This window comes from Kribbella sp. NPDC048837, from assembly GCF_055586945.1.
The window spans coordinates 184,022-203,496 of record NZ_JBVJHF010000001.1 but is presented as its reverse complement, the minus strand read 5'-3'; the positions used below and the strand labels follow the sequence as shown (position 1 = coordinate 203,496).

17 protein-coding genes are annotated in these 19,475 nt (G+C 70.4%); 8 read left to right on the top strand and 9 right to left on the bottom strand.

Features of this window, described 5'->3' with window-relative positions; translation table 11 throughout:
- Nucleotide 1 precedes the first annotated feature (1 nt).
- From ACZ6O0_RS01015 to ACZ6O0_RS01000, 4 genes are all read right to left on the bottom strand, one after another.
- On the bottom strand, nt 2–613 hold the full coding sequence (locus tag ACZ6O0_RS01015) for a DUF5998 family protein (protein WP_465762746.1): 612 nt from the start codon (nt 611–613) through the stop codon (nt 2–4).
- A gap of 57 nt (nt 614–670) precedes the next feature.
- A complete protein-coding gene (locus ACZ6O0_RS01010; RefSeq protein ID WP_465762745.1) occupies nt 671–2,320 on the bottom strand; it encodes an FtsX-like permease family protein in 1,650 nt (549 codons plus the stop codon).
- Complete coding sequence (locus ACZ6O0_RS01005) at nt 2,317–3,018, bottom strand: ABC transporter ATP-binding protein (RefSeq protein ID WP_465762744.1); 702 nt, start codon at nt 3,016–3,018, stop codon at nt 2,317–2,319. Before ACZ6O0_RS01005 ends, ACZ6O0_RS01010 begins: the two co-directional genes overlap by 4 nt.
- Nucleotides 3,019–3,126: 108 nt before the next feature.
- The gene (locus tag ACZ6O0_RS01000) at nt 3,127–4,182 is read right to left on the bottom strand and encodes a P1 family peptidase (RefSeq protein WP_465762743.1); all 1,056 of its coding nucleotides are present in this window, start codon (nt 4,180–4,182) and stop codon (nt 3,127–3,129) included.
- A 55-nt stretch (nt 4,183–4,237) separates the two neighbouring features.
- Between ACZ6O0_RS01000 and ACZ6O0_RS00995 the strand changes: the two genes are divergently transcribed.
- Nucleotides 4,238–4,747, top strand: coding sequence for a DUF2087 domain-containing protein (locus tag ACZ6O0_RS00995; protein WP_465762742.1), 510 nt, complete (start codon nt 4,238–4,240; stop codon nt 4,745–4,747).
- Here ACZ6O0_RS00995 and ACZ6O0_RS00990 read toward each other — a convergent pair.
- Nucleotides 4,744–7,467: a bifunctional acetate--CoA ligase family protein/GNAT family N-acetyltransferase gene (locus tag ACZ6O0_RS00990; protein ID WP_465762741.1), complete on the bottom strand. Its 2,724-nt coding sequence runs from the start codon at nt 7,465–7,467 to the stop codon at nt 4,744–4,746. The genes ACZ6O0_RS00995 and ACZ6O0_RS00990 overlap by 4 nt on opposite strands.
- A gap of 35 nt (nt 7,468–7,502) precedes the next feature.
- On the opposite strand from ACZ6O0_RS00990, the gene ACZ6O0_RS00985 reads away from it, so the two are divergent.
- The 4 genes from ACZ6O0_RS00985 to ACZ6O0_RS00970 are packed head-to-tail and all read left to right on the top strand — an operon-like array spanning nt 7,503 to nt 11,316.
- Nucleotides 7,503–8,555 (top strand): ArsB/NhaD family transporter, encoded by a 1,053-nt coding sequence (locus ACZ6O0_RS00985; RefSeq protein ID WP_465762740.1) that lies wholly within the window; start codon nt 7,503–7,505, stop codon nt 8,553–8,555.
- Nucleotides 8,556–8,565: 10 nt separating this feature from the next.
- Complete coding sequence (locus tag ACZ6O0_RS00980; protein ID WP_465762739.1) at nt 8,566–10,275, top strand: AMP-binding protein; 1,710 nt, start codon at nt 8,566–8,568, stop codon at nt 10,273–10,275.
- Between the two features lie 28 nt (nt 10,276–10,303).
- Nucleotides 10,304–11,071, top strand: a complete 768-nt coding sequence (locus ACZ6O0_RS00975) for an ABC transporter permease (RefSeq protein ID WP_465762738.1) — start codon at nt 10,304–10,306, stop codon at nt 11,069–11,071.
- Nucleotides 11,068–11,316, top strand: a complete 249-nt coding sequence (locus tag ACZ6O0_RS00970; RefSeq protein ID WP_465762737.1) for a DUF2630 family protein — start codon at nt 11,068–11,070, stop codon at nt 11,314–11,316. The genes ACZ6O0_RS00975 and ACZ6O0_RS00970 overlap by 4 nt, the downstream gene beginning before the upstream one ends.
- On the opposite strand, the gene ACZ6O0_RS00965 is transcribed toward ACZ6O0_RS00970, so the two are convergent.
- From ACZ6O0_RS00965 to ACZ6O0_RS00950, 4 genes are read right to left on the bottom strand one after another with little or no spacing between them, the layout of a single operon-like run.
- Entirely contained in the window at nt 11,313–11,735 is a 423-nt protein-coding gene (locus ACZ6O0_RS00965; RefSeq protein ID WP_465762736.1) for a TIGR03667 family PPOX class F420-dependent oxidoreductase, read from the bottom strand. The genes ACZ6O0_RS00970 and ACZ6O0_RS00965 overlap by 4 nt on opposite strands.
- Nucleotides 11,736–11,752: 17 nt before the next feature.
- Nucleotides 11,753–12,154 (bottom strand): CoA-binding protein, encoded by a 402-nt coding sequence (locus tag ACZ6O0_RS00960; protein ID WP_465762735.1) that lies wholly within the window; start codon nt 12,152–12,154, stop codon nt 11,753–11,755.
- A gap of 12 nt (nt 12,155–12,166) precedes the next feature.
- Nucleotides 12,167–12,820, bottom strand: coding sequence for a LuxR C-terminal-related transcriptional regulator (locus ACZ6O0_RS00955; protein ID WP_465762734.1), 654 nt, complete (start codon nt 12,818–12,820; stop codon nt 12,167–12,169).
- A complete protein-coding gene (locus ACZ6O0_RS00950; protein WP_465762733.1) occupies nt 12,802–14,076 on the bottom strand; it encodes a sensor histidine kinase in 1,275 nt (424 codons plus the stop codon). Before ACZ6O0_RS00950 ends, ACZ6O0_RS00955 begins: the two co-directional genes overlap by 19 nt.
- Before the next feature lie 109 nt (nt 14,077–14,185).
- On the opposite strand from ACZ6O0_RS00950, the gene ACZ6O0_RS00945 reads away from it, so the two are divergent.
- The 3 genes from ACZ6O0_RS00945 to ACZ6O0_RS00935 all read left to right on the top strand — a co-directional run bounded on the left by ACZ6O0_RS00945 (nt 14,186) and on the right by ACZ6O0_RS00935 (nt 19,471).
- A complete protein-coding gene (locus ACZ6O0_RS00945; RefSeq protein WP_465762732.1) occupies nt 14,186–14,953 on the top strand; it encodes an ABC transporter ATP-binding protein in 768 nt (255 codons plus the stop codon).
- A complete protein-coding gene (locus tag ACZ6O0_RS00940; protein ID WP_465762731.1) occupies nt 14,953–16,887 on the top strand; it encodes an FtsX-like permease family protein in 1,935 nt (644 codons plus the stop codon). The genes ACZ6O0_RS00945 and ACZ6O0_RS00940 overlap by 1 nt, the downstream gene beginning before the upstream one ends.
- Nucleotides 16,888–17,020: 133 nt before the next feature.
- Nucleotides 17,021–19,471 carry a DNA gyrase/topoisomerase IV subunit A gene (locus tag ACZ6O0_RS00935; RefSeq protein ID WP_465762730.1) on the top strand — a complete coding sequence of 817 codons (2,451 nt, stop codon included), beginning with the start codon at nt 17,021–17,023 and terminating at the stop codon, nt 19,469–19,471.
- Nucleotides 19,472–19,475: the final 4 nt, after the last annotated feature.

Below are 19,475 nucleotides of genomic sequence, written 5' to 3'. Positions count from 1 at the left end.
ACTACCTGCTGGTCGCGAACGACAGGGCCTGCGCGAACTCGAGCACCTGCTGGATCCCGGCCGGGCCGTCCGCGGCGGCGCTGATCCGCAGCGAGATGTCGTCGGCGGCGACCGAGCCGGTGTAGCCGTGGTCGGCCTCGCAGTTCGGGTCGGCGCAGACGGCCGGCTCGAGGTCGATCCGGTTCACCATGCCCCAGCCGATGGTCAGCACGACCTCGCCACCGCCGGCCACCGCCGGGTCGGACTTGCCGGAGGCGTAGCCCGCCGGGTTGGGAACCACGCGGTTCACGACCACCGCGTTCACCCGCTGCAGCGGGATCGCCTCGGTCGAGGTCGACGCGTACGGCGCGCGGATGAGTTCGTCGGCGGCGTGCTCGTCGGTGTGCCCGACGATCAGCCGGGACGGGGTCAGCGCCAGGATCGTGATGTGCCGCCGGACCTCGTCACGGTCGAAGGTCGGTTCGTGCTGCAGGACGAACGCGCGGATCGGTTCGCCGGCGATCGCGACCGCGAGCGAATCCGTCACGACATCGGGGTAGTAGCCACACCGGTCGATCGCCTCGCGCAGGTCTGCGGACGCGTCCGCGAGTTCCGGGGCATTGAGGTCACGCATGCTCACATCCTTGCACGGACGGGGCCCGCGACGATTCCGCCTTGTGGACAACCACGGTCAGTTGGCACTGGCCCTCCGCAGCACCGGCGCACCCGCGGTGCCGGCCGCCGCCACCAGGACGAGCCCGACGACGACCTGCCCGATCAGCAGCAGGACGCCGGAACTGCCCTGCGTGATGATCTTCCCGCCACTCAGCGCCAGCCCCGACAGCGCACCGAATCCGACCACCGGCAGCCCGACCCCGATCACGGGTACGACGGCCGCCAGCCGAGCGGACCGCTCGATGACCCGCAACGGCACACCGGACCGCCGCAACGCCCGGGCCGGAACCGCCTGGTCCAGCGCCGTACCGACAGCACCCGCGGCGGTCGACGCGGCAACGGTCAGGAACACCAGAGCCATCAGCAACGCCACACCGATGCGCAGATCGTGGAACGTCGGGTCGTCCTCTCCCGACGGCATGAACACCGAGATGAAGCCGGTGACGAATCCACTCAGCACCAGCGCCGCCACCGGACGGAACGCGCCCTTCGGGTCGTCCGCCAGCCGTCGGCCGGCCAGCAACGCCACCGGTCCGTTGGCCAGGTTCGCCATCGTCTTGCCGATCACCTGGACCGCCCACGGCCCGATCACACGTACGGCGAGCGCGGCGAAGCCCACACCGATCAGCAACGGGATGAGAGCCGCCTGCATCCCGTAGTACGCCAGAACGAGCGGACCGATCACCAACAACCCCAGCCGGAACGCACTGGTCGCCTTCCGGGTCTGACCGCGTACGACGCCCAGCGGGGTGATGCTGACCCGTCCGAGCCCGATGAGCGCGCTGACGACCGACAGGACCGGCACGGCAGCGACTACGACGAGCACGTTCCACCAGCTCACGGTGATGTCGTGCACGTACCAGCGTCCGCCGCCCAGCGGGATGCGTGCGATCAGCGGACTCAGCACCGTGTAGCCGACCAGTCCGATGACTGCACCGGCCAGACCGAGCACTGCCTGCTCGACCGCACTCAGCCAGAGCACTTGTGTCCTGGTGGCTCCAGCGAGTCGGAGTGCGGCCAGTCGGTGCTCACGACGCTTCGCGGCCACACCGGCGGCCTGACCGACCAGACTCAGGATCGGAAACAGTACGAGCGTGATGCCGAAGGCCACTGCGAACAGCAGGCCCAGCATCCGGCTGTCCCAGACGTCCTCGTTCCAGCTGCTCACGTACTGCGGATGGTCGTCGGGCCGGAGTGAGTCGACCCCGCGGATGACGACGAGCTCCTGCGGCGAGGACAGTCCCTTGGCTGTGATCACACCGGTCGGCCGCTCCACGCCGTACTGCTTCGACAGGCTGGGCCAGTGCTTGGCGGCCTCCGGCGAGACGAAGACCTCGCCCGGCTTCGGTGTGTGGTCGAGTCCGGGCGGTGGTGGCGACTGGTTGGCGCGCAGGACCGCGAGATCGAGCTGGAGCATCGGCAGGCCGTCGACCACCTTGCCGTCGGTCTGATCGATGGCACCGATCGCGGTCGCCGGGTCGGCACCGTCGGCGCTGCGCCAGCCGATCCGGTCGGACCGATGGGCCAGGCCGAGCGAGCCGGCGATCAGGAAGGTGACGAGCAGCGCGACGACCGCGGTAGCGCCGAGGGCGGCGAGGTTGGCAGCGCGGCCGCCGGGACCTGGTCGGCGGACGAACCGCACGCCGAGATCGGTCATCGGATTCATCGCGGAGCTCCCAGGGATTCGCTGACGCGGCCGTCGACGATGCGCAGGACGCGGTGGCAGCGGGCCGCGACGGCGTTGTCGTGGGTGACGACAACCACCGCGGCACCGCGATGCGTGGCCGCGCCGACGAGCAGATCGATCACTTGGGAACCAGTGGCCGCGTCGAGAGCACCGGTGGGCTCGTCCGCGAAGACCGCCTGCGGCTCGCCCACCAACGCGCGGGCAATGGCGACGCGCTGCGCCTGACCACCGGAGAGCTCGCCGGGGCGGCGCCCGGCTTCGGCGGCAAGCCCGACCTGGGCGAGCATCATCCGGGCCCGGCCGATCGCGTCGCGCCGGTTCAGCCCGTCGACCATCAACGGCAGGGCCACGTTCTCGTCGGCGGGAAGCTCGGCGAGCAGCTGGTTGTCCTGGAAGACGAAGCCGAGTCGACGGCGTCGCAGTACGGTGCGGGCGGCGTCGTTCAGCTGATCGACGCGTTCGCCGCCCAGCCACACCTCGCCCTGGTCCGGCGTGAGGATGCCGGCCAGGACGTGCAGCAGGGTGGTCTTGCCGTTGCCGCTCGGGCCCATGACGGCGAGCGCCTCACCGGACCGGACCGCGACATCGACACCGGCCAGGCCGACGACCTCGCCGTAGTACTTGACCAGGCCGTGACCGCTGAGGACGACCTGTGGTGGGGGACTCTGGAAGCTCATACCGCAGAGCCTGTCGCGATCGGCACCCGCGATCGTCGGCCCGCGGACCGGTCTTGCCGTCGTCTTCCGGCGGCTTTCGGCGACCGCGCGTACGACTGGGGTCGTAGGTCAGTCGGTCCGGAAAGCCGACGGATAGGCGTCGCAGTAGCTCGGGATGGCGCCGGCCGGGGTCTCCACCGAGTCGGCGTTGAGCATCGCGTGCACGATCGCGCGGGACAGCGTCCGGGCGCCGGCCGCGAACACGGTCTCCAGCTGACCGATGGCGGTCGGATCGGTGACGCTCAACCGCGGCCGGTCGTCGTCGGCGGTCCGGGTCGACAGCGCGAAGATGCTGTCACCGTCGACCAGGGTGTGGATCGGGTCGATGGCCCGGGCCAGTCCGTCGTGCGCGACCATCGCCATCCGCTTCGTCGCCGCCTTGTCCAGCGGTACGTCGGTCGCCAGCACGGCGATCACGGTGTTCATCGCGGGCCCGGGGATCAGATTGCGTCCGGGCGCGGCGGGCGGGGGTGGCTCGACCGGTGTGCTCAGGTGGGCGAACTCGTCGCCGAGGCCGTAGCGGGCGCCGTACAGGTTGCCGTCGGCGTCGACCGTCGAGCCGGCCGCGTTCACGATCACCAGCGCGCCGACCGTCGTACCGTCGTCCAGCCGGACGCTGGCCGAGCCGACGCCGCCCTTGAGCGAGCGCGCCCGAGCCCCGGCGCCGGCGCCATGGTTGCCCAGGGCAACCGGTCCGTCGGTGGCGGCCGCGATCGCGTCGGCGCCCCAGGACGGCTCCGGCCGGGCCTTGAACCCGCCGCCGCGGCCGAGGTCGAAGATGACCGCGGTCGGGACGATCGGAACCACGTCGTGGTCGTCCTGGCCGACGCGCACGCCTTCGCCGCGCTCCTCGAGCCAGCGCATCACGCTGCCGGCCGTGTCCAGTCCGTACGCGCTCCCGCCGGTCAGCACGATCGCGTTGACCCCGGAGTTGGAGTTCACCGGATCGAGGAGGTCGGTCTCCCGGGTGCCGGGCGCACCACCGCGGACATCGACACCGGCCACGGCGGTGGCCGGCACGTGGACGACCGTCGTACCCGTCAGGTACGGCGCGTCGAGGCGCTCGACCTGACCGACCAGGACGCCGGGGACATCGGTGATCGAGTTGTGCGGACCAGGCTGCATGAGTCCGATCCTTGCACGCTGAAATCCGCTTGCGGCGCGGATTAGCGTGAAAGTCATGAACGCCGATCAGCTCTGTGGACTGCTGGCCGAACCGTCGAGGCTGCGGACGTACTCCGCCGTCGTCCTCGGCGCCACCACCCCCGAGCAGGTTGCCGGGAGCACCGGACTGCCCGCGCCCGTGATCGTGAAGGCGCTGCAGCGGCTGACCAAGGGCGGGCTGGTCAACGCCGGCACCGGTGGGTTGAGCGCGGACGAGGGCGCGTTCAGGGACGCGGTGCGCGAGAGCCGTCCGGAACGGGTGCCACTCGACCCGGACCCGGCCCGGGACAACGTGCTGAAGTCGTTCATCCGCGACGGGCGGCTCACGCACTTCCCGACGTTCCCGGAGAAGCTGCGGATCGTTCTGGAGTATCTGGTGCAGAGCTTCGAGCCCGGGCGCAGCTACCCGGAGTCCGAGGTGAACGAGATCCTCAACCGCTGGCACCCCGACCATGCGGCGCTGCGCCGGCAGTTGGTGGACGCCCGGCTCCTCGAACGCACCAACAGCATCTACACGCGCCGCTAGGTCAGGCGGCGGGCCGGAGCGTCCTGGCGGGGCTTCTCGTTGGGGGCGATCCGGATGCTGGTGTCGAGTACCGTCGCGCCCTCGGCGGACACCAGGACCGAACGAAGGTCCAGCCGCACGACTTCCTCGAGGTCGAGGGTCAGCCGGGAGACGCGGTGCAGCAGGTCCTCGATCGCGGGGATGTCGACCGGATCCGACCCGCGGTAGCCGTACAGCAGGGGCGCCGCGCGCACCTCGCGGACCATCTCCGCGGCGTCGCGCGTCGTCAACGGCGGCATCCGGTACGAGCGATCGCCCAGCAGGTCGGTCGCGACACCCGACAGGCCGAACGTCACCACCGGCCCGAAGGAAACGTCCTCCAGCGCCGAGATCACCACCGGCACGCCGGGCGGCGCCATCTTCTGCACGACGAACTGCGCCCGCGCCGGATCCGACGCGACGCCGAATGTCTGGGTCATCTCCGCCCAGGCCGCGCGCATGTCGTCCGCGTCGTGGATGTGCCGCCAGATGTCGGCCAGGTCGGGCCGCATCCGCCACTGCTCGGCAGTCGCCTTCAGGATGACCTCGAAGCCGAGGTCCGCGGCCCGCGCGACCGCCTCGTCCGCACTGAGCACCGGGAACGCCGGCAGCACCGGGATCCCGTAGAAACTCAGCAGCCGTTGCCGGTCGGAGTCGTCCAGATCGGAGCCGTGCGGGTGCCGTTGCAGGTACTCCGCGACGAAGTCCTCTCCCCCGGCGGTGTCGACCTCCGGCAGGTCAGGGATCCGGCTGTCCGACCGCCGCCGCCACTCCGCGTACTGTGTCGCCTTCGCCAGCGCGCCGACGGCGTACTGCGGGTTCAGGAACGAGGGGATCGATCCGCGGGCCGCACCGCCGTCCTCGTCCGGCACCCGCAACTCCTCGGGGACACTGCGAGACGCGAGGAAGGTCGACACGACCGGCTTGTCGGAGCCGGCCGCCGCCGCGGCCAGCACCTGCGCGACCTCGGCGCCGTTCGACTGCACCGGTGGCGTGTAGATCACCACGATCGAGTGCACGCGGTCGTCGGCGAAGACCTCGGACAACGCGGCGCCGAAGTCGGCCGCGGTCGCGTCCGCACTGAGGTTGCGCGGCTCCCCCGCCACGTCCAGGCCGCAGCCGGCCATCGTGTCCAGGGCGAGCAGCGTCAAGGCGTCGGAGTTGCTGACGATCGCGACCCGCCGTCCCTTCGGCAGCGGCTGGTGCGCGAGCAGCTGGGCGACGTCGAACAGTTCGCCGGTGGTGTCCACCCTGATCAGCCCGCTCTGCCGGAACATCGACTCGATCGATGCCGGGGGCAACTGACTGCGGCGGACCATCTGCCCGACCGGCACCCCCTGCGTGGTCCGGCCCGACTTCAGCGCGACCACCGGCTTGCGCCCGGCCAGCCGTCGCGACACCCGGCTGAACTTGCGCGGATTGCCCAGCGACTCCAGATACAGCAGGACGACCTCGGTCGCCTCGTCGGAGTACCAGAACTGCATCAGGTCGTTGCCCGAGACGTCCGCCCGGTTGCCGGCGGACACGAAACTCGACAGCCCGAGGCCACGGCCGGCCATGTCGGCCAGGATCGGCACCCCGAGCGCACCCGACTGGCAGAAGAACGCGACCCGGCCCCGGCTCGGCATCAGCGGCGAGAGCGTCGCGTTCAGCGAGACACCCGGCGCGGTGTTGATCAGCCCGAGCGCGTTCGGCCCGATCACCCGCATCCCGTAGGACCGGGCGAGGCCGACCAGGTACCGCTGCCGCTTCCGGCCCTCGTCCCCGATCTCGGCGAACCCGCTCGACACCACGACCAGCCCGCGCACGCCCTTGGCCGCGCAGTCCAGGACGACGTCGGCGACCAGGTCGGCCCGGACCGCGACCACCGCCAGATCGACGGTGTCGTCGACGTCACGGATCGTCGGGTACGCCGGGACGCCCTCGAGCTCGTCGGCCGTCGTGTCGGCGTTGACGGCGTACAACCGGCCGGGGAACCCGCCGTCGCGCAGGTTGCGGAGCAGCGCGTTGCCGATCGTGCCCTCGCGCCGGCTCGCCCCGATCACCGCGACGCTCGACGGTGTCAGCAGCCGCGCGATCGACAGCGCCTCGGAGCGCTGCTCGCGGGCCTGCATCACCCCGAACGACGTGTCGGTCGGCGCGATGTCGAACTCGACCACGATCACGCCGTCCTCGAACTCGCGGGCAACCTTGTACCCGGCCTCGGTGAAGACCGTGATCATCTTGCGATTGTCCGGCAGCACCTCGGCGACGAACCGGGTGATGCCGTTCTCCCGGGCCGCCTGGGCCAGGTGCTCGAGGAACAGTTGTCCGAGGCCGCGGCCCTGGTGGGCGTCCTCGATCAGGAACGCGACCTCCGCGGTGTGCGTGCCGGTCCGCTCGTACCGCCCGACGCCGATCATCTCGCTACCGACGGTGACGATGAGCGCCAGCCGGTCGTGGTAGTCGACCTGTGTGAACCTCGCCACGTCCCGATCGGACAGTTGTGGGTACGGGGCGAAGAAGCGGTAGTACTTCGACTGCTCGGACACCCGGGCGTAGAACGCGACCAGCAGATCCGCATCGGCGGGTGCGATCGGCCGGAGGTGCGCGGTAGCGCCGTCCCGCAGTACGACGTCCGCCTCCAGGTCGCCCGGGTAGCCGGACGGGTGGTGGGGGTCATACTGGGCCGGTTGCTGCGGCTCCTCATCCGGCGGGGTCACTCGATCAGCCTACTCAAACAGCCCGGCGGGAGGTGATGAACATCGTCGCGCGGATCGCACCCGTGCTGGTCTTCCTGATCGCGGTGACCGTCATCGCCGAACTGGCCGACCAGGCCAAGGTGTTCGACGTCGCGGCCCGCGAGGCCGCGCACCTGGCCCGGGGCCGGGTCTGGCGGCTCTGGCTGCTCGTCGTCCTGCTCGCGACCGTACTGACGATCGTCCTGTCCCTGGATACCTGCGCCGTGCTGCTGACCCCGGTCGTCCTCGCGATGGCACGGCAGCTCGGCATCCCGCCGAAACTGTTCGCGTTCACGACCGTCTGGCTGGCCGGCACGGCGTCACTGCTGCTCCCCGTGTCGAACCTGACCAACCTGCTGGCCCTGCACCAGTTCCGCCGGCTCGACGCGAGCTTCCTCGCGTTCAGCTGGCGACCGGCGATCGCCGCGATCCTGATCACGGTCGCCGTGCTGGCCGTGCTGTTCCACCGTGACCTGCGCCGGACGTACGTCGTGCCGCCGACGCCGCCGGTGGAGGACAAGGTGCTGTTCTGGGGATCCACCGCTGTCTGCCTGCTGCTCGGACCGGCCTTCGTGTCGGGGATCGAGGTCGCTGTGCCGGCCAGCGTGGGAGCGGTCGTGCTGGTCGTGCTGTTCGCGGTCCGGCGGCGCAGTGCGCTGCGGTGGTCGCTGATCCCGGCGAAGCTCGTGATCACCGTGGTGGTGCTGTTCACCGTGGTTGGCTTCCTCACCGCCCACGGGCTGGAAGATCTGTTGAGGCGGGTCGCCGGGACCACGTCCGAACTGCGGCTGAGCGCGACCGCGGCAGCCGGTGCGAACCTGGTCGACAATCTCCCGGCGTACCTGGCGATGGAGCCGGTCGCCTCGAGCGACCCGCACCGGATGATGGCCCTGCTGATCGGGGTGAACTGCGGCTGCCTGCTCACCCTCTGGGGATCGCTCGCGACCCTGCTCTGGCGCGCCCGGTGTGACGCCGCCCGCGTCGACATCTCCTGGTGGTCGTTCCTCTGGCGCGGCCTGATCCTGACGCCGCTCGTCGTGGCGGGATCGGTTCTCGCACTGACTGGGTAATGTGCGGGACATGGCTACGGAGCAGAGCACTTCGGACGTCACACGGGAGTTCCGGACGGCGCGGGACTTCCTGGTCGCGCACCGGGACGACTACGAGACGGCGTACCGGGACTTCAGCTGGCCGGCCTTCGACCGGTTCAACTGGGCGCGGGACTGGTTCGACGCGCTGGCGGTCGAGCAGCCCGAGGTCGCCGCGCTGACGATCGTCGAGGAGGACGGTGCGGTCACCTCGCGGACGTACGCCGAGATGGCCGAGCGGTCCCGTCAGGTCGCCGGCTGGCTGACCACGGCCGGGCTGCAACCGGGCGACCGGGTGCTGATCGTGCTCGGCAACCAGGTCGAGCTGTGGGAGACCATGCTCGGCTGCATCCGGGCCGGCGCGGTGATGATCCCCGCGACCACCCTGCTCACCGACGCCGACCTGGCCGACCGGATCACGCGCGGTGGCGTCCGGACCGTGGTCACGAGCGGCGCCGACGCCGGGAGGTACGCCGGCATCGCTGACCACTGCATCCGGGTCGCTGTCGGTTCACCGGCGGAAGGCTGGCTGGACTACGACGACTCGGCGTCGTACGACGGACCCGTGCCGGAGGTCGACACGGCGGCCGGCGACTCCCTGCTGCTGTACTTCACCTCGGGAACGACGAGCCAGCCCAAGCTGGTCGAGCACACCCAGGTCAGCTACCCGGTCGGCCACCTGTCGACGATGTACTGGATCGGTCTCCAGCCCGGCGACGTCCACCTGAACGTCTCCTCCCCCGGCTGGGCCAAGCACTCCTGGAGCAACGTCTTCGCACCCTGGAACGCCGGAGCGACCGTCTTCCTCTACAACTACACGCGCTTCGACGCCGAGAAGATGCTGCGGGTCCTGCAGACGTACGGCGTGACCACCTTCTGCGCGCCGCCGACGGTGTGGCGGATGCTGATCCAGGCCGACCTGTCCGCGGTGAAGGTCCAGATCCGGGAGTGCATCTCGGCCGGCGAGCCGCTCAACCCCGAGGTGATCGAGCAGGTCCGGAACGCCTGGGACATCACCATCCGGGACGGGTACGGGCAGACCGAGACGACCGCGCAGATCGGCAACACGCCGGGTCAGCCGGTCAAGCTCGGCTCGATGGGTCGCCCGCTGCCGGGGTACACGATCGCGCTGATCGACCCGGCCAGCGACACGGTCGGTGACGACGGCGAGATCTCCATCGAGCTCGCACCGGCACCGGTCCCGCTGATGCGCGGCTATCGCGACGCCCGGGAGCTGACCGAGGAGGTCATGCGCGGCGGTCACTACCACACCGGCGACGTCGCGAGCCGGGACGCGGACGGGTACATCACGTACGTCGGACGCTCGGACGACGTGTTCAAGGCCAGCGACTACCGCATCTCGCCGTTCGAGCTCGAGTCGGTGCTCATCGAGCACCCGGCGGTCGCCGAGGCGGCCGTCGTCCCGTCGCCGGACCCGGTCCGGCTCGCGGTGCCGAAGGCGTACGTCGTCCTCGCGGCCGGGTACGAGCCGTCCCGCGAGCTGGCCGGCGAGATCCTGCGGTACTGCCGCGAACACCTGGCGCCGTACAAGCGGATCCGGCGGATCGAGTTCGCCGAGCTGCCGAAGACGATCTCCGGGAAGATCCGGCGGGTCGAGCTGCGCGAGGACGAGGCGGCGAAGGTGGAGAGCGCCTCGCCGGCCCAACACGCCTACGACGAGGCCGACTTCAAGGACGGGTGACCGCCGCGGGGCGTGCTCAAATAGCTGGATGTCCTTGGACACCGGGCTGGGCCTCGCCGCCGTTGTCGTCCTGCCGTTGCTGATCGCGATCGGCGTCGGAGCGTCCCGGTACGCCGGTCTCCGGCACGACAAGGGGATCGTCACCGCCGCCCTGCGCGCGGTCGTCCAGCTCGCCGCGGTCGGTGCGGTCGTCGGCGTCGCGCTCCAGCACACGCTCGGGGCGATCGCGTTCGTGCTGGTGATGTTCGTGGTCGCGACCTTCACCAGCAGCCGTCGGCTGCACGGCACCGCGGTCATCCCGGGGCAGTGGATGTACTGCGCGACCGCGATCGGCCTCGGGGCGCTCGCCGTACTGCTGCTGCTGATCGTCCCCGGCGTGGTGCCGCGCAACCCGGCGACGATCCTGCCGATGGGCGGCATCATCATCGGCGGGACGATGACCGCGACCACGCTGGCCGGGCGGCGGATGCTGAGCGAGTACGGGACCCGGTTCGGCGAGTTCGAGGCGGGTCTGTCGATCGGGTTGCTCCAGCCGGACGCGTTCAAGCTGGTGGTCGGTCCGGTCGCCGGTGACGCGCTGCTGCCCGCGCTCGATCAGACCCGGACCGTGGGGCTGGTGTCGCTGCCTGGAGCGTTTGTCGGGATGGTGCTCGGCGGGGCCTCGCCGACCGAGGCGGCCGCGCTGCAGCTCGTGGTGCTGATCGGGCTGATCGCCGCCGAGGCGATCGCGATCCTGGCCATCACCGAGCTCCTCGCCCGCGCCCCGCTGCCGGACGGGCGTACGGTTTCCTCATGACCGATGACAAGCCCCTCTTCAGCCGGATCGACGAACTGGTCGCCGAGGAGCACGAGCTCCGCACCAAGCACGCTGCCGGCCAGATCAACGACACCGATGAGCAGGCTCGCCTGCGCGCCCTCGAGGTCGAGCTCGACCAGTGCTGGGACCTGCTCCGCCAGCGCCGCGCCAAGCGGGAGTTCGGCGAGAACCCGGACACCGCCGCCCCCCGCTCAGCCGACACGGTCGAGGGCTACCTGAACTAGAAACCGCGCAGTTTCTCCGGGGTGATCCGGATCAGGACCGAGTAGTCGGCGTGGAACTGGTCCGTGGTCATCCCAAGGCGGGTGATGTCGTCGGCGTACTTGGCGTTGTAGGCGGCCAGGGCGTCACCGGAGATCGGTGCCGCCTCGACGACCGCCGTACCGGAGATCACGCCGACATCCCCGCCGGTGTGGGTGGCGTTGAAGTTGACCGCCACCTGGGGATGGTCGGCGATGTTGTTCAGCTTGGCCTTGGCCGGCTGGCTGCTGATCAGGATCTCGCCGTCGTGCCAGAGGAACCACACCGGGTTCGGCGCCGGCGTACCGGACTTGCCGACGGTCGTCAGCCACACCACCCGCTCGTCGTCGAGCTGCCGTGCGATCCGCTTGCCGAAGCCGGTGGACGTGTCGATCGTGATCATGCGGGCCCCTTCAGGTCTCAGGACGGACCCAGTCGGCCCCACTCGATCGCCGGGCAGTGGTTCATCACCATGGTCAGGCCTGCCGCGGTCGTCCGGGTGTAGGCGTCCTGGTCCACTACACCCAGCTGGAACCACACCGCCTTCGCGTTGATTCCCACCGCCTGGTCCGCGATGTCGCCGGCCAGCTCGGACCGGACGAACACGTCCACACAGTCGACCGGGAACGGGATCTCCGCGAGTGTCGCGTACCCCTGCTCGCCGTGCACGGTCTCCGCCGACGGGTGCACCGGCACGATCCGCTTCCCGTGCCCCTGCAGGAACCGGGCCACGCCGTACGCCGCGCGGCTGGTGTTGTTCGACAGGCCGACCACGGCCCAGGTCTGGCAGTCCGCCAGGATCTTGCGGATATCAGCGTCCATGACTCGATTGTCTCAACCACGCAAATAGGTGAGTACCGCGGAAACCCGGCGATCCAGCCCGTCGTCCAGCTGCAGCTTCGCGAAGATGTTCCCGACGTGCTTGCGTACGGCGGCCTCGCTCACCACCAGCTGCTCCGCGATCGACGCGTTCACCCGCCCCTCGGCCATCAGCGCGAGCACCTCCAGCTCGCGCGGAGTGAGTGCCGCGAGCGGTCCGTCGTTCCGCCGCCGGGCGAGCAGCTGCCGGACCACCTCGGGATCGACCACCGTGCCACCGTCCGCGACCCGGTCCAGTGACTCGAGGAACTCGGTGACGTGCCCGACCCGGTCCTTCAGCAGGTACCCGATCCCGCCGGTCGTTGTCTCGAGCAACGACGAGAGGTACGCGTCGGCGACGTACTGGGACAGCACCAGGATCCCGATCGACGGCAGCTCGGCCCGGATCGCCGCGGCCGCGCGCAGGCCCTCGTCACTGTGCCCGGGCGGCATCCGTACGTCGGTGATGACGACGTCCGGCGGCTCCTTGCGTACGACGGCCAGCAGGGTGTCCGCATCGCCGACGGTGTCACGCACCTCGTGCCCGGCCCGGTCCAGGATGCTGGCCAGCCCTTCCCGCAACAGCAGCGAGTCTTCGGCCAGCACGATGGTCAGTCGCCGAGTCGGCACGGGCACTCCATCCTCAGTCGCGTCGGCCCACCCGGTGGGCTGTCGATGACGAGTGTGCCTCCCAAGGCGTCCAACCTGGTCACCAAGCCGGTGAGTCCGCTCCCCGCGCCCAGCGTCGCGCCGCCCTGGCCGTCGTCGGTGATCGAGATGACCAACTGGTCCCGCTCGACCCAGCCGGCGACCTCACAACTGTTCGCCTCGGCATGCTTCGCGACGTTGGCCAGCGCCTCGCTCACCACGAAGTACGCCGCTGCCTCGATCGGCGGCGGGAACCGTGACGGCAATGCCAGCTGGACCGTCACCGGCAGCGGACTCCGATCCGCCACCTCCCGGACGGCCGCCTCCAGACCGTGGTCGACGAGTACGCGCGGGTGGATCCCACGGACCGCCTCGCGCAGATCCGCCAGCGCCGCCTCGGCCTCCGCGTGCGCCTTCACGACCAGCCGGCGCCCGTCTCCCTCGGGCAGGTCGAGCTCGGCCAGCCCGAGCGTCATCGTCAGCCCGACCAGCCGCTGCTGCACACCGTCGTGCAGATGCCGCTCGATCCGCACCCGCTCGGTCTCGAACGCATCCACCAGATCCAGCCGGGACCGCCGCAGCTCGGCGAGATTCCGCTGCAACTCCTCCTGCCGCGGCCCGAGCATCGCCTTCGCCAGCGACGCCTCGGCGCCGGCGAGAACCCCGACCAGATACGAGCTGACGACGAAGAACGGCGGACCGAAGGCGATCAGGAAGACGAACCCTTCCCGCGCCGTGTCCAGCGTCCAGGGCCCCATCCCCAGCTGATCGCCTTCAGCGATGACCGGCGCGGCCAAGGTCACGCCGAGGACCGTCGCACTGAGCCCGGCCACCGCGGCGCTGAGCGGCCAGACGAAGACGCCCAGGACGAAGCCGTACCCGAGCGCCCGCAGCGACGCCTGCTCGCGGCGCCGGAACTTCAGCCTCTCCCGCACCGACCGGCCGCCCGGCATGGTCGCGTGCGGACTGCTGATCCCGTCCACCAGCACCAGCCCGGCGCGCCACCGCTCGACCCGGCCGATCACGACGCCCAGCAATGGGAAGGCGGTCAGCAGCAGGATGCCGATGAGGATCGGGCTCAGCACTGCGCCGGCCGCCGCGGCACCGACGAGGACGCCGATGGTCAGCACCCCGACCGGCACCGAGGTGAACAGGTACGCGTAGCTGCGCCACGGCCACGACGACACCAGGTAGCGCCGCGTCGCCAGCGCGGCCCAGGCCGTCGTAGGTCTCTCCACCGTGCCAACCCTAGGTGGAGAGCAGCCCGTGGGACGGTAGCGTGCGCGCTACTCCAGGTCTCCCGCGTGAGCCAGGGTGCGAAGCGCCGTACGGCGGTTGGCTTGGACCATGACCGCTACCGCGCCGACGTACCCGAGTGTCGTGCCCACCGAGCCGCCGGCCCTGCTGCTGGACGGCATCACCAAGACGTACCGCTCCAAGGCCGGAGCGGTCGACGCGCTGCGCGGAGTGACCTACCACTTCGGCAGAGCCTCGTTCACCGCCGTGATGGGCCCGTCCGGCTCCGGCAAGTCCACGCTGCTCCAGTGCGCCGCCGGACTCGACCAGCCGTCGAACGGCAGCGTCGTACTCGGCGGGGTGAACCTGAGCGGGCTCAACGAGGTCGCTCTCACCAAGCTCCGCCGCTCGGAGATGGGCTTCGTCTTCCAGGCGTACAACCTGCTGCCCTCGCTGACCGTGTACGACAACGTGGCACTCCCACTGCGGCTCACCGGGCGCCGCCCGAGCCGGAGCGACGTACATCAGGTCCTGGACCAGGTCGGTCTGCAAGGCAAGGCCAAGCGGCGGCCCGCCGAGCTGTCCGGTGGTCAGCAGCAGCGGGTCGCGATCGCGCGGGCGCTGATCACCAAGCCGTCGGTCTTCTTCGCCGACGAGCCGACCGGCGCTCTGGACAGCGGGACCAGCCGGCAGATCCTCACGTTGTTGCGCGAGGCAACGGACCGGGCCGGGCAGACCGTCGTCATGGTGACGCACGACCCGGTCGCCGCCGCGTACGCCGAACGCGTGCTGTTCCTGTCCGACGGACTGATCGCGGGTCACCTCGACCGCGGTACGCCGGGACAGATCGCGGCCGCGATGAGCGAGCTGGAACGCTGATGTTCTATCTCAGCCGCCAGACCGTCAGCCGTCATCGTTCCCTGTACGCCGGTTCGTTCGTGGCACTCGCTGTGGGTGTGTTCCTCCTCGGGCTGGCCGCCACCGCCACCGCCGCGACGATCGCCTATCGCGGTCCGGCGTCGGCGAGCATCACCGTGACCAGCCTCGGCGGCGACGGGGCCGCCCCTCGGGACATCGGCGTGCCGATCACCGACGCGGACGTCTCGGGTCTCCAGGTCGTCCTGAGCATGGTCGGCACGATCTGCGGGTTCATCACGATCTTCGTCATCGCCAGCACCTTCGCGTTCGCCGTCGCCTCGCGGCGCCGGGAGCTCGGGCTGCTCCGCCTGATCGGCGCGACACCCCGCCAGGTCCGCCGGATGATCCTCGGCGAAGCACTCGCCGTCGCGCTCGCGGCCTCCCTGACCGGGGCACTGCTGGCCCAGCTGGCCACACCGCTGCTGCTCAGCAAGGCGTCGTACACCGAGCTCGCGCCGGTCAAGCTCGAGCCGGCCTCACCGTGGCTGCCGCTGTCCATCGCGGTCGCGATCGGCCTGGTCGTCGCGATGCTCGGCGCCCGGTCCGCCGCCCGCCGGGCCGGCGGCGTCGGTCCGGTCGACGCGCTCCGGGAGGCGGCACTCGAACCACCCCGGATCGGGCCGGTGCGGATTGTGTTCGGCGTACTCGTCCTGGCCGGCTCGATCGTCATGCTGACGCTGATCCGGCCGTCGACCGGCGACGGCGCCGTACCGCTCGCGATGTTCACACCGATGCTGATGGTGATCGCGCTGACCCTGCTCGCGCCGCTGGTGGTTCCGGTGATCGGACGGCTGTGGGCCGTACCCCTGGTCGCGTGGACGCAGGTGTCCGGGCGGCTCGCCCGCAGCAACGTGGTCGCGGCTCCTCGGCGGAGCGCGTCGCTGGCCGCGCCGATTCTCGCCATCTCGGCGATCGCGGGCGCGATGGTGCTGAGTCTCAGCTTCGCCGCCGACAGCGCGGAGGTGACCATCCGCGAGGCCGTCCGCGCGCCGGTCGTGGTCACCGGCTCGTCCGAGGTCTCCGGTCCCGGCGTCGCGGCTGTCGACGCCGGGCTCCCGCTACAGCTGGTGCGGATCGACCGCGACGACGCCGAGCTCGAGGACGCCGAAGGCATCGATCCCGCCATCGCCGCCCGGACCCGCGACCTCACTCCCCTGTCCGGTGATCTCAGCCGGCTGACCGGCAATACCGTTGCCATCAGCAAGGAACTGTCCGGGTTCGAGCAGTACCGGGTCGGCGACGAGATCCCGGTGGTGTTCGTGGACCGGACACCGGCGAAGCTCCGGGTGGTCGCCATCGTCAAGGACGCGTTCGGGGTCAGCCCCTCGTTCCTCCTCCCGCTCGACCTCGCCCGGGAGCACGCTCCGAAGGCCGTTCCCGAGCGGCAGTTCGTCCTGCCCGCGGACGGCGTCGACCCGGCGAGCCTCGTCAGTCAGCTGCCGCAGGCGCAGCTGGCGACGGCCTGGGAGGGCGAGCAGGCCGAAGGCGTTCGCAAGGGGAACCAGTTCGGGCTGATCCTGCTGCTCGGCCCGGCCGCGCTCTACAGCGCGATCGCGATCGCGAACACGCTGCTGATGGGCAGTCTGCAGCGACGGCACGAGTTCGTCACCTCGCGGTTGCTCGGGGCGACGCCGGCCCAGATCCGCCGGATGGTGCTGTGGGAGTCCTCGCTGGTCGGAGCCGTCGCGCTCACACTCGGTACGGCGATCACCGTGACGGTCGGGATCCTGATCCGGCACGCGCTGACGGCGGGCATGACCGACGTACCGATGACCGTGCCGTGGGCGATCCTGCTGGGGATCGCGGGAATCTGTCTGGTGCTGGCGGTAGGGTCCGCTCTGGCCCCGACGACGTACATCCTGCGCCGGTCGCAGCCGTCCGGCGCGGTGGAGTAGACCGGTATCGGGCGGATCGACGGTCGCAAGGGTGGGTCGTGGCCGGGGAAAATGCCGTTCACCAGGGACAATGGGCACGGCGCCGGACCGTCGCGGCGCCGTACCTGCTTGATCGAGGAGTACGTAGACCCGCATGGCACGCCGTACCAGCACCACCGCCGAGCCCGAGGACTTCGAGGAGCGCATCCTCGACGTCGATGTCTCCGACGAGATGCGCACCAGCTACCTGGAGTACGCCTACTCGGTGATCTACTCCCGGGCGCTGCCGGACGCGCGGGACGGGCTGAAACCGGTCCAGCGGCGGATCCTGTTCTCGATGGCGGAGAACAACATCCGCCCCGACCGCGGGCACGTGAAGTCGGCCCGTGTCGTCGGTGAGGTCATGGGTAAGTACCACCCGCACGGCGACGGCGCGATCTACGACGCCCTGGTCCGGACCGCGCAGCCGTGGTCGATGCGGGTCCCGTTGATCGACGGGCACGGGAACTTCGGCTCCCTCGACGACGGCCCGGCCGCGATGCGGTACACCGAGTGCCGGATGGCGCCGCCCGCGATGGCGATGACCACCGGCCTGGATGAGAACGTCGTCGACTTCCGGCCGAACTACGACGGCCAGGAGGAAGAGCCGTCGGTGCTGCCGGCCGCCTTCCCGAACCTGGTGGTCAACGGCGCCACCGGCATCGCGGTCGGGATGGCCACCAACATGGCCCCGCACAACCTGGTCGAGGTGATCCAGGCGCTGCGGCACCTGATCAAGACCCCCGGCGCCGACCTCGACGACCTGATGCGGTTCATCCCCGGCCCGGACCTGCCGACCGGCGGCAAGATCGTCGGCCTGGAAGGCATCAAGGACGCCTACGCGGCCGGCCGCGGCAGCTTCAAGATGCGCGCCACCGCCCGGATCGAGAACGTCACCCCGCGCCGCAAGGGCATCGTGGTCACCGAGCTGCCGTACGCGGTCGGCCCGGAGAAGGTGATCGAGAAGATCAAGACCCTGGTCCAGGCCAAGAAGCTGCAGGGCATCGCCGACGTCAAGGACCTGACCGACCGGACGCACGGCACCCAGCTGGTGATCGAGGTCAAGAACGGCTTCGTCCCCGAGGCTCTGCTGGAGCAGCTGTACAAGCTGACCCCGCTCGAGGACGCGTTCCACGTCAACAACGTCTGCCTGGTCGACGGCCAGCCGCGCACCCTCGGCCTGAAGGAGCTCCTCGAGGTCTACCTCGGCCACCGGTACGACGTGGTCCGGCGGCGCAGCGAGTTCCGCCGGAAGAAGGCCCAGGACCGGCTGCACATCGTCGACGGCCTGCTGATCGCGATCCTGGACATCGACGAGGTCATCCAGATCATCCGGTCCAGCGACGACGCGGCCGCCGCCCGGACCCGGTTGATGGACATCTACGACCTGACCGAGGTGCAGACCAACTACATCCTGGACATGCCGCTGCGCCGGCTGACCAAGTTCTCCAAGCTCGAGCTGGAGACCGAGAAGGGCGAGCTCGAGCGCGAGATCGAGCGGCTGACCGCGATCCTCGAGGACGAGGCGCTGCTGAAGAAGACGGTCTCCGACGAGCTGGCCGAGATCGCCAAGACCTACGGCACGCCGCGGCGGACTGTGCTGCTGGAGTCGTCCGGCGCGACCAAGACCGCGACCGTGCCGCTCGAGGTCAGCGACGACCCGTGCTGGGTCCTGCTGAGCTCGACGGGTCTGCTGGCCAGGACCAACGGCGTGGAGCCGTTCGGCACCGGCGACACCCGCGCGAAGCACGACGCGATCGTCTCCGCGGTGAAGAGCACGGCGCGTGGTCAGTACGGCCTGATCACCAGCACCGGCCGCTTGATCCGGCTCGAGTCCCTCGACCTTCCCGCCGTACCGACGACCGCGAACGCGCCGAACCTGCAGGGTGGCGCGCCGGTGGCGGAGTTCGTGTCGCTGGAGCCCGGTGAGAAGGCGCTCGCGCTGACCACGATGGATCCCGACTCCGTTGGTGTCGCGCTGGGGACGACCGGTGGTGTGGTGAAGCGGGTCGTGCCGGATCACCTGAGCAACCGTGACTCGTGGGAGATCATCCGGCTGAACGACGGCGACGAGGTGATCGGCGCGGTCGAGCTGACCACGGGCGAGGAGGAGCTGTGCTTCATCACGTCCGACGCGCAGCTGCTGCACTTCCCGGCCTCGGCGGTGCGCCCGCAGGGCCGGACCGCGGGCGGCATGGCCGGTGTCCGGCTGGCCGCGAAGGCGAAGGTCGTGTTCTTCGGTGCGGTCGACACCGGTCGCGAGGCGCATGTCGTCACGATCGCGGGCTCGTCGTCGGCGCTGCCGGGGACCGAGGTCGGCGCGGTGAAGGTGACGCCCTTCTCCGAGTACCCGGGCAAGGGCCGCGGCACCGGCGGTGTCCGGTGCCAGCGGTTGCTGAAGGGTGAGGACGGGCTGCTGCTGGCGTTCGCGGGTTCGGCGCCGGTTCGGGCGAGTGCGAGCAGCGGTGCTCCGGTCGAGTTGCCGCCGATCGACCCGCGGCGCGACGGTTCCGGCGTACCGGTGGCTCAGCCCATCGCCGCATGCGCTCCCGATCTGGCAGGCTGACCCC

Coding starts and splice junctions, on each gene's coding strand:
- ACZ6O0_RS01015 (WP_465762746.1), bottom strand. CDS start 613: ATGCGTGACCTCAATGCCCCGGAACTCGCGGACGCGTCCGCAGACCTG.
- ACZ6O0_RS01010 (WP_465762745.1), bottom strand. CDS start 2,320: ATGAATCCGATGACCGATCTCGGCGTGCGGTTCGTCCGCCGACCAGGT.
- ACZ6O0_RS01005 (WP_465762744.1), bottom strand. CDS start 3,018: ATGAGCTTCCAGAGTCCCCCACCACAGGTCGTCCTCAGCGGTCACGGC.
- ACZ6O0_RS01000 (WP_465762743.1), bottom strand. CDS start 4,182: ATGCAGCCTGGTCCGCACAACTCGATCACCGATGTCCCCGGCGTCCTG.
- ACZ6O0_RS00995 (WP_465762742.1), top strand. CDS start 4,238: ATGAACGCCGATCAGCTCTGTGGACTGCTGGCCGAACCGTCGAGGCTG.
- ACZ6O0_RS00985 (WP_465762740.1), top strand. CDS start 7,503: ATGAACATCGTCGCGCGGATCGCACCCGTGCTGGTCTTCCTGATCGCG.
- ACZ6O0_RS00980 (WP_465762739.1), top strand. CDS start 8,566: ATGGCTACGGAGCAGAGCACTTCGGACGTCACACGGGAGTTCCGGACG.
- ACZ6O0_RS00975 (WP_465762738.1), top strand. CDS start 10,304: ATGTCCTTGGACACCGGGCTGGGCCTCGCCGCCGTTGTCGTCCTGCCG.
- ACZ6O0_RS00970 (WP_465762737.1), top strand. CDS start 11,068: ATGACCGATGACAAGCCCCTCTTCAGCCGGATCGACGAACTGGTCGCC.
- ACZ6O0_RS00965 (WP_465762736.1), bottom strand. CDS start 11,735: ATGATCACGATCGACACGTCCACCGGCTTCGGCAAGCGGATCGCACGG.
- ACZ6O0_RS00960 (WP_465762735.1), bottom strand. CDS start 12,154: ATGGACGCTGATATCCGCAAGATCCTGGCGGACTGCCAGACCTGGGCC.
- ACZ6O0_RS00945 (WP_465762732.1), top strand. CDS start 14,186: ATGACCGCTACCGCGCCGACGTACCCGAGTGTCGTGCCCACCGAGCCG.
- ACZ6O0_RS00940 (WP_465762731.1), top strand. CDS start 14,953: ATGTTCTATCTCAGCCGCCAGACCGTCAGCCGTCATCGTTCCCTGTAC.
- ACZ6O0_RS00935 (WP_465762730.1), top strand. CDS start 17,021: ATGGCACGCCGTACCAGCACCACCGCCGAGCCCGAGGACTTCGAGGAG.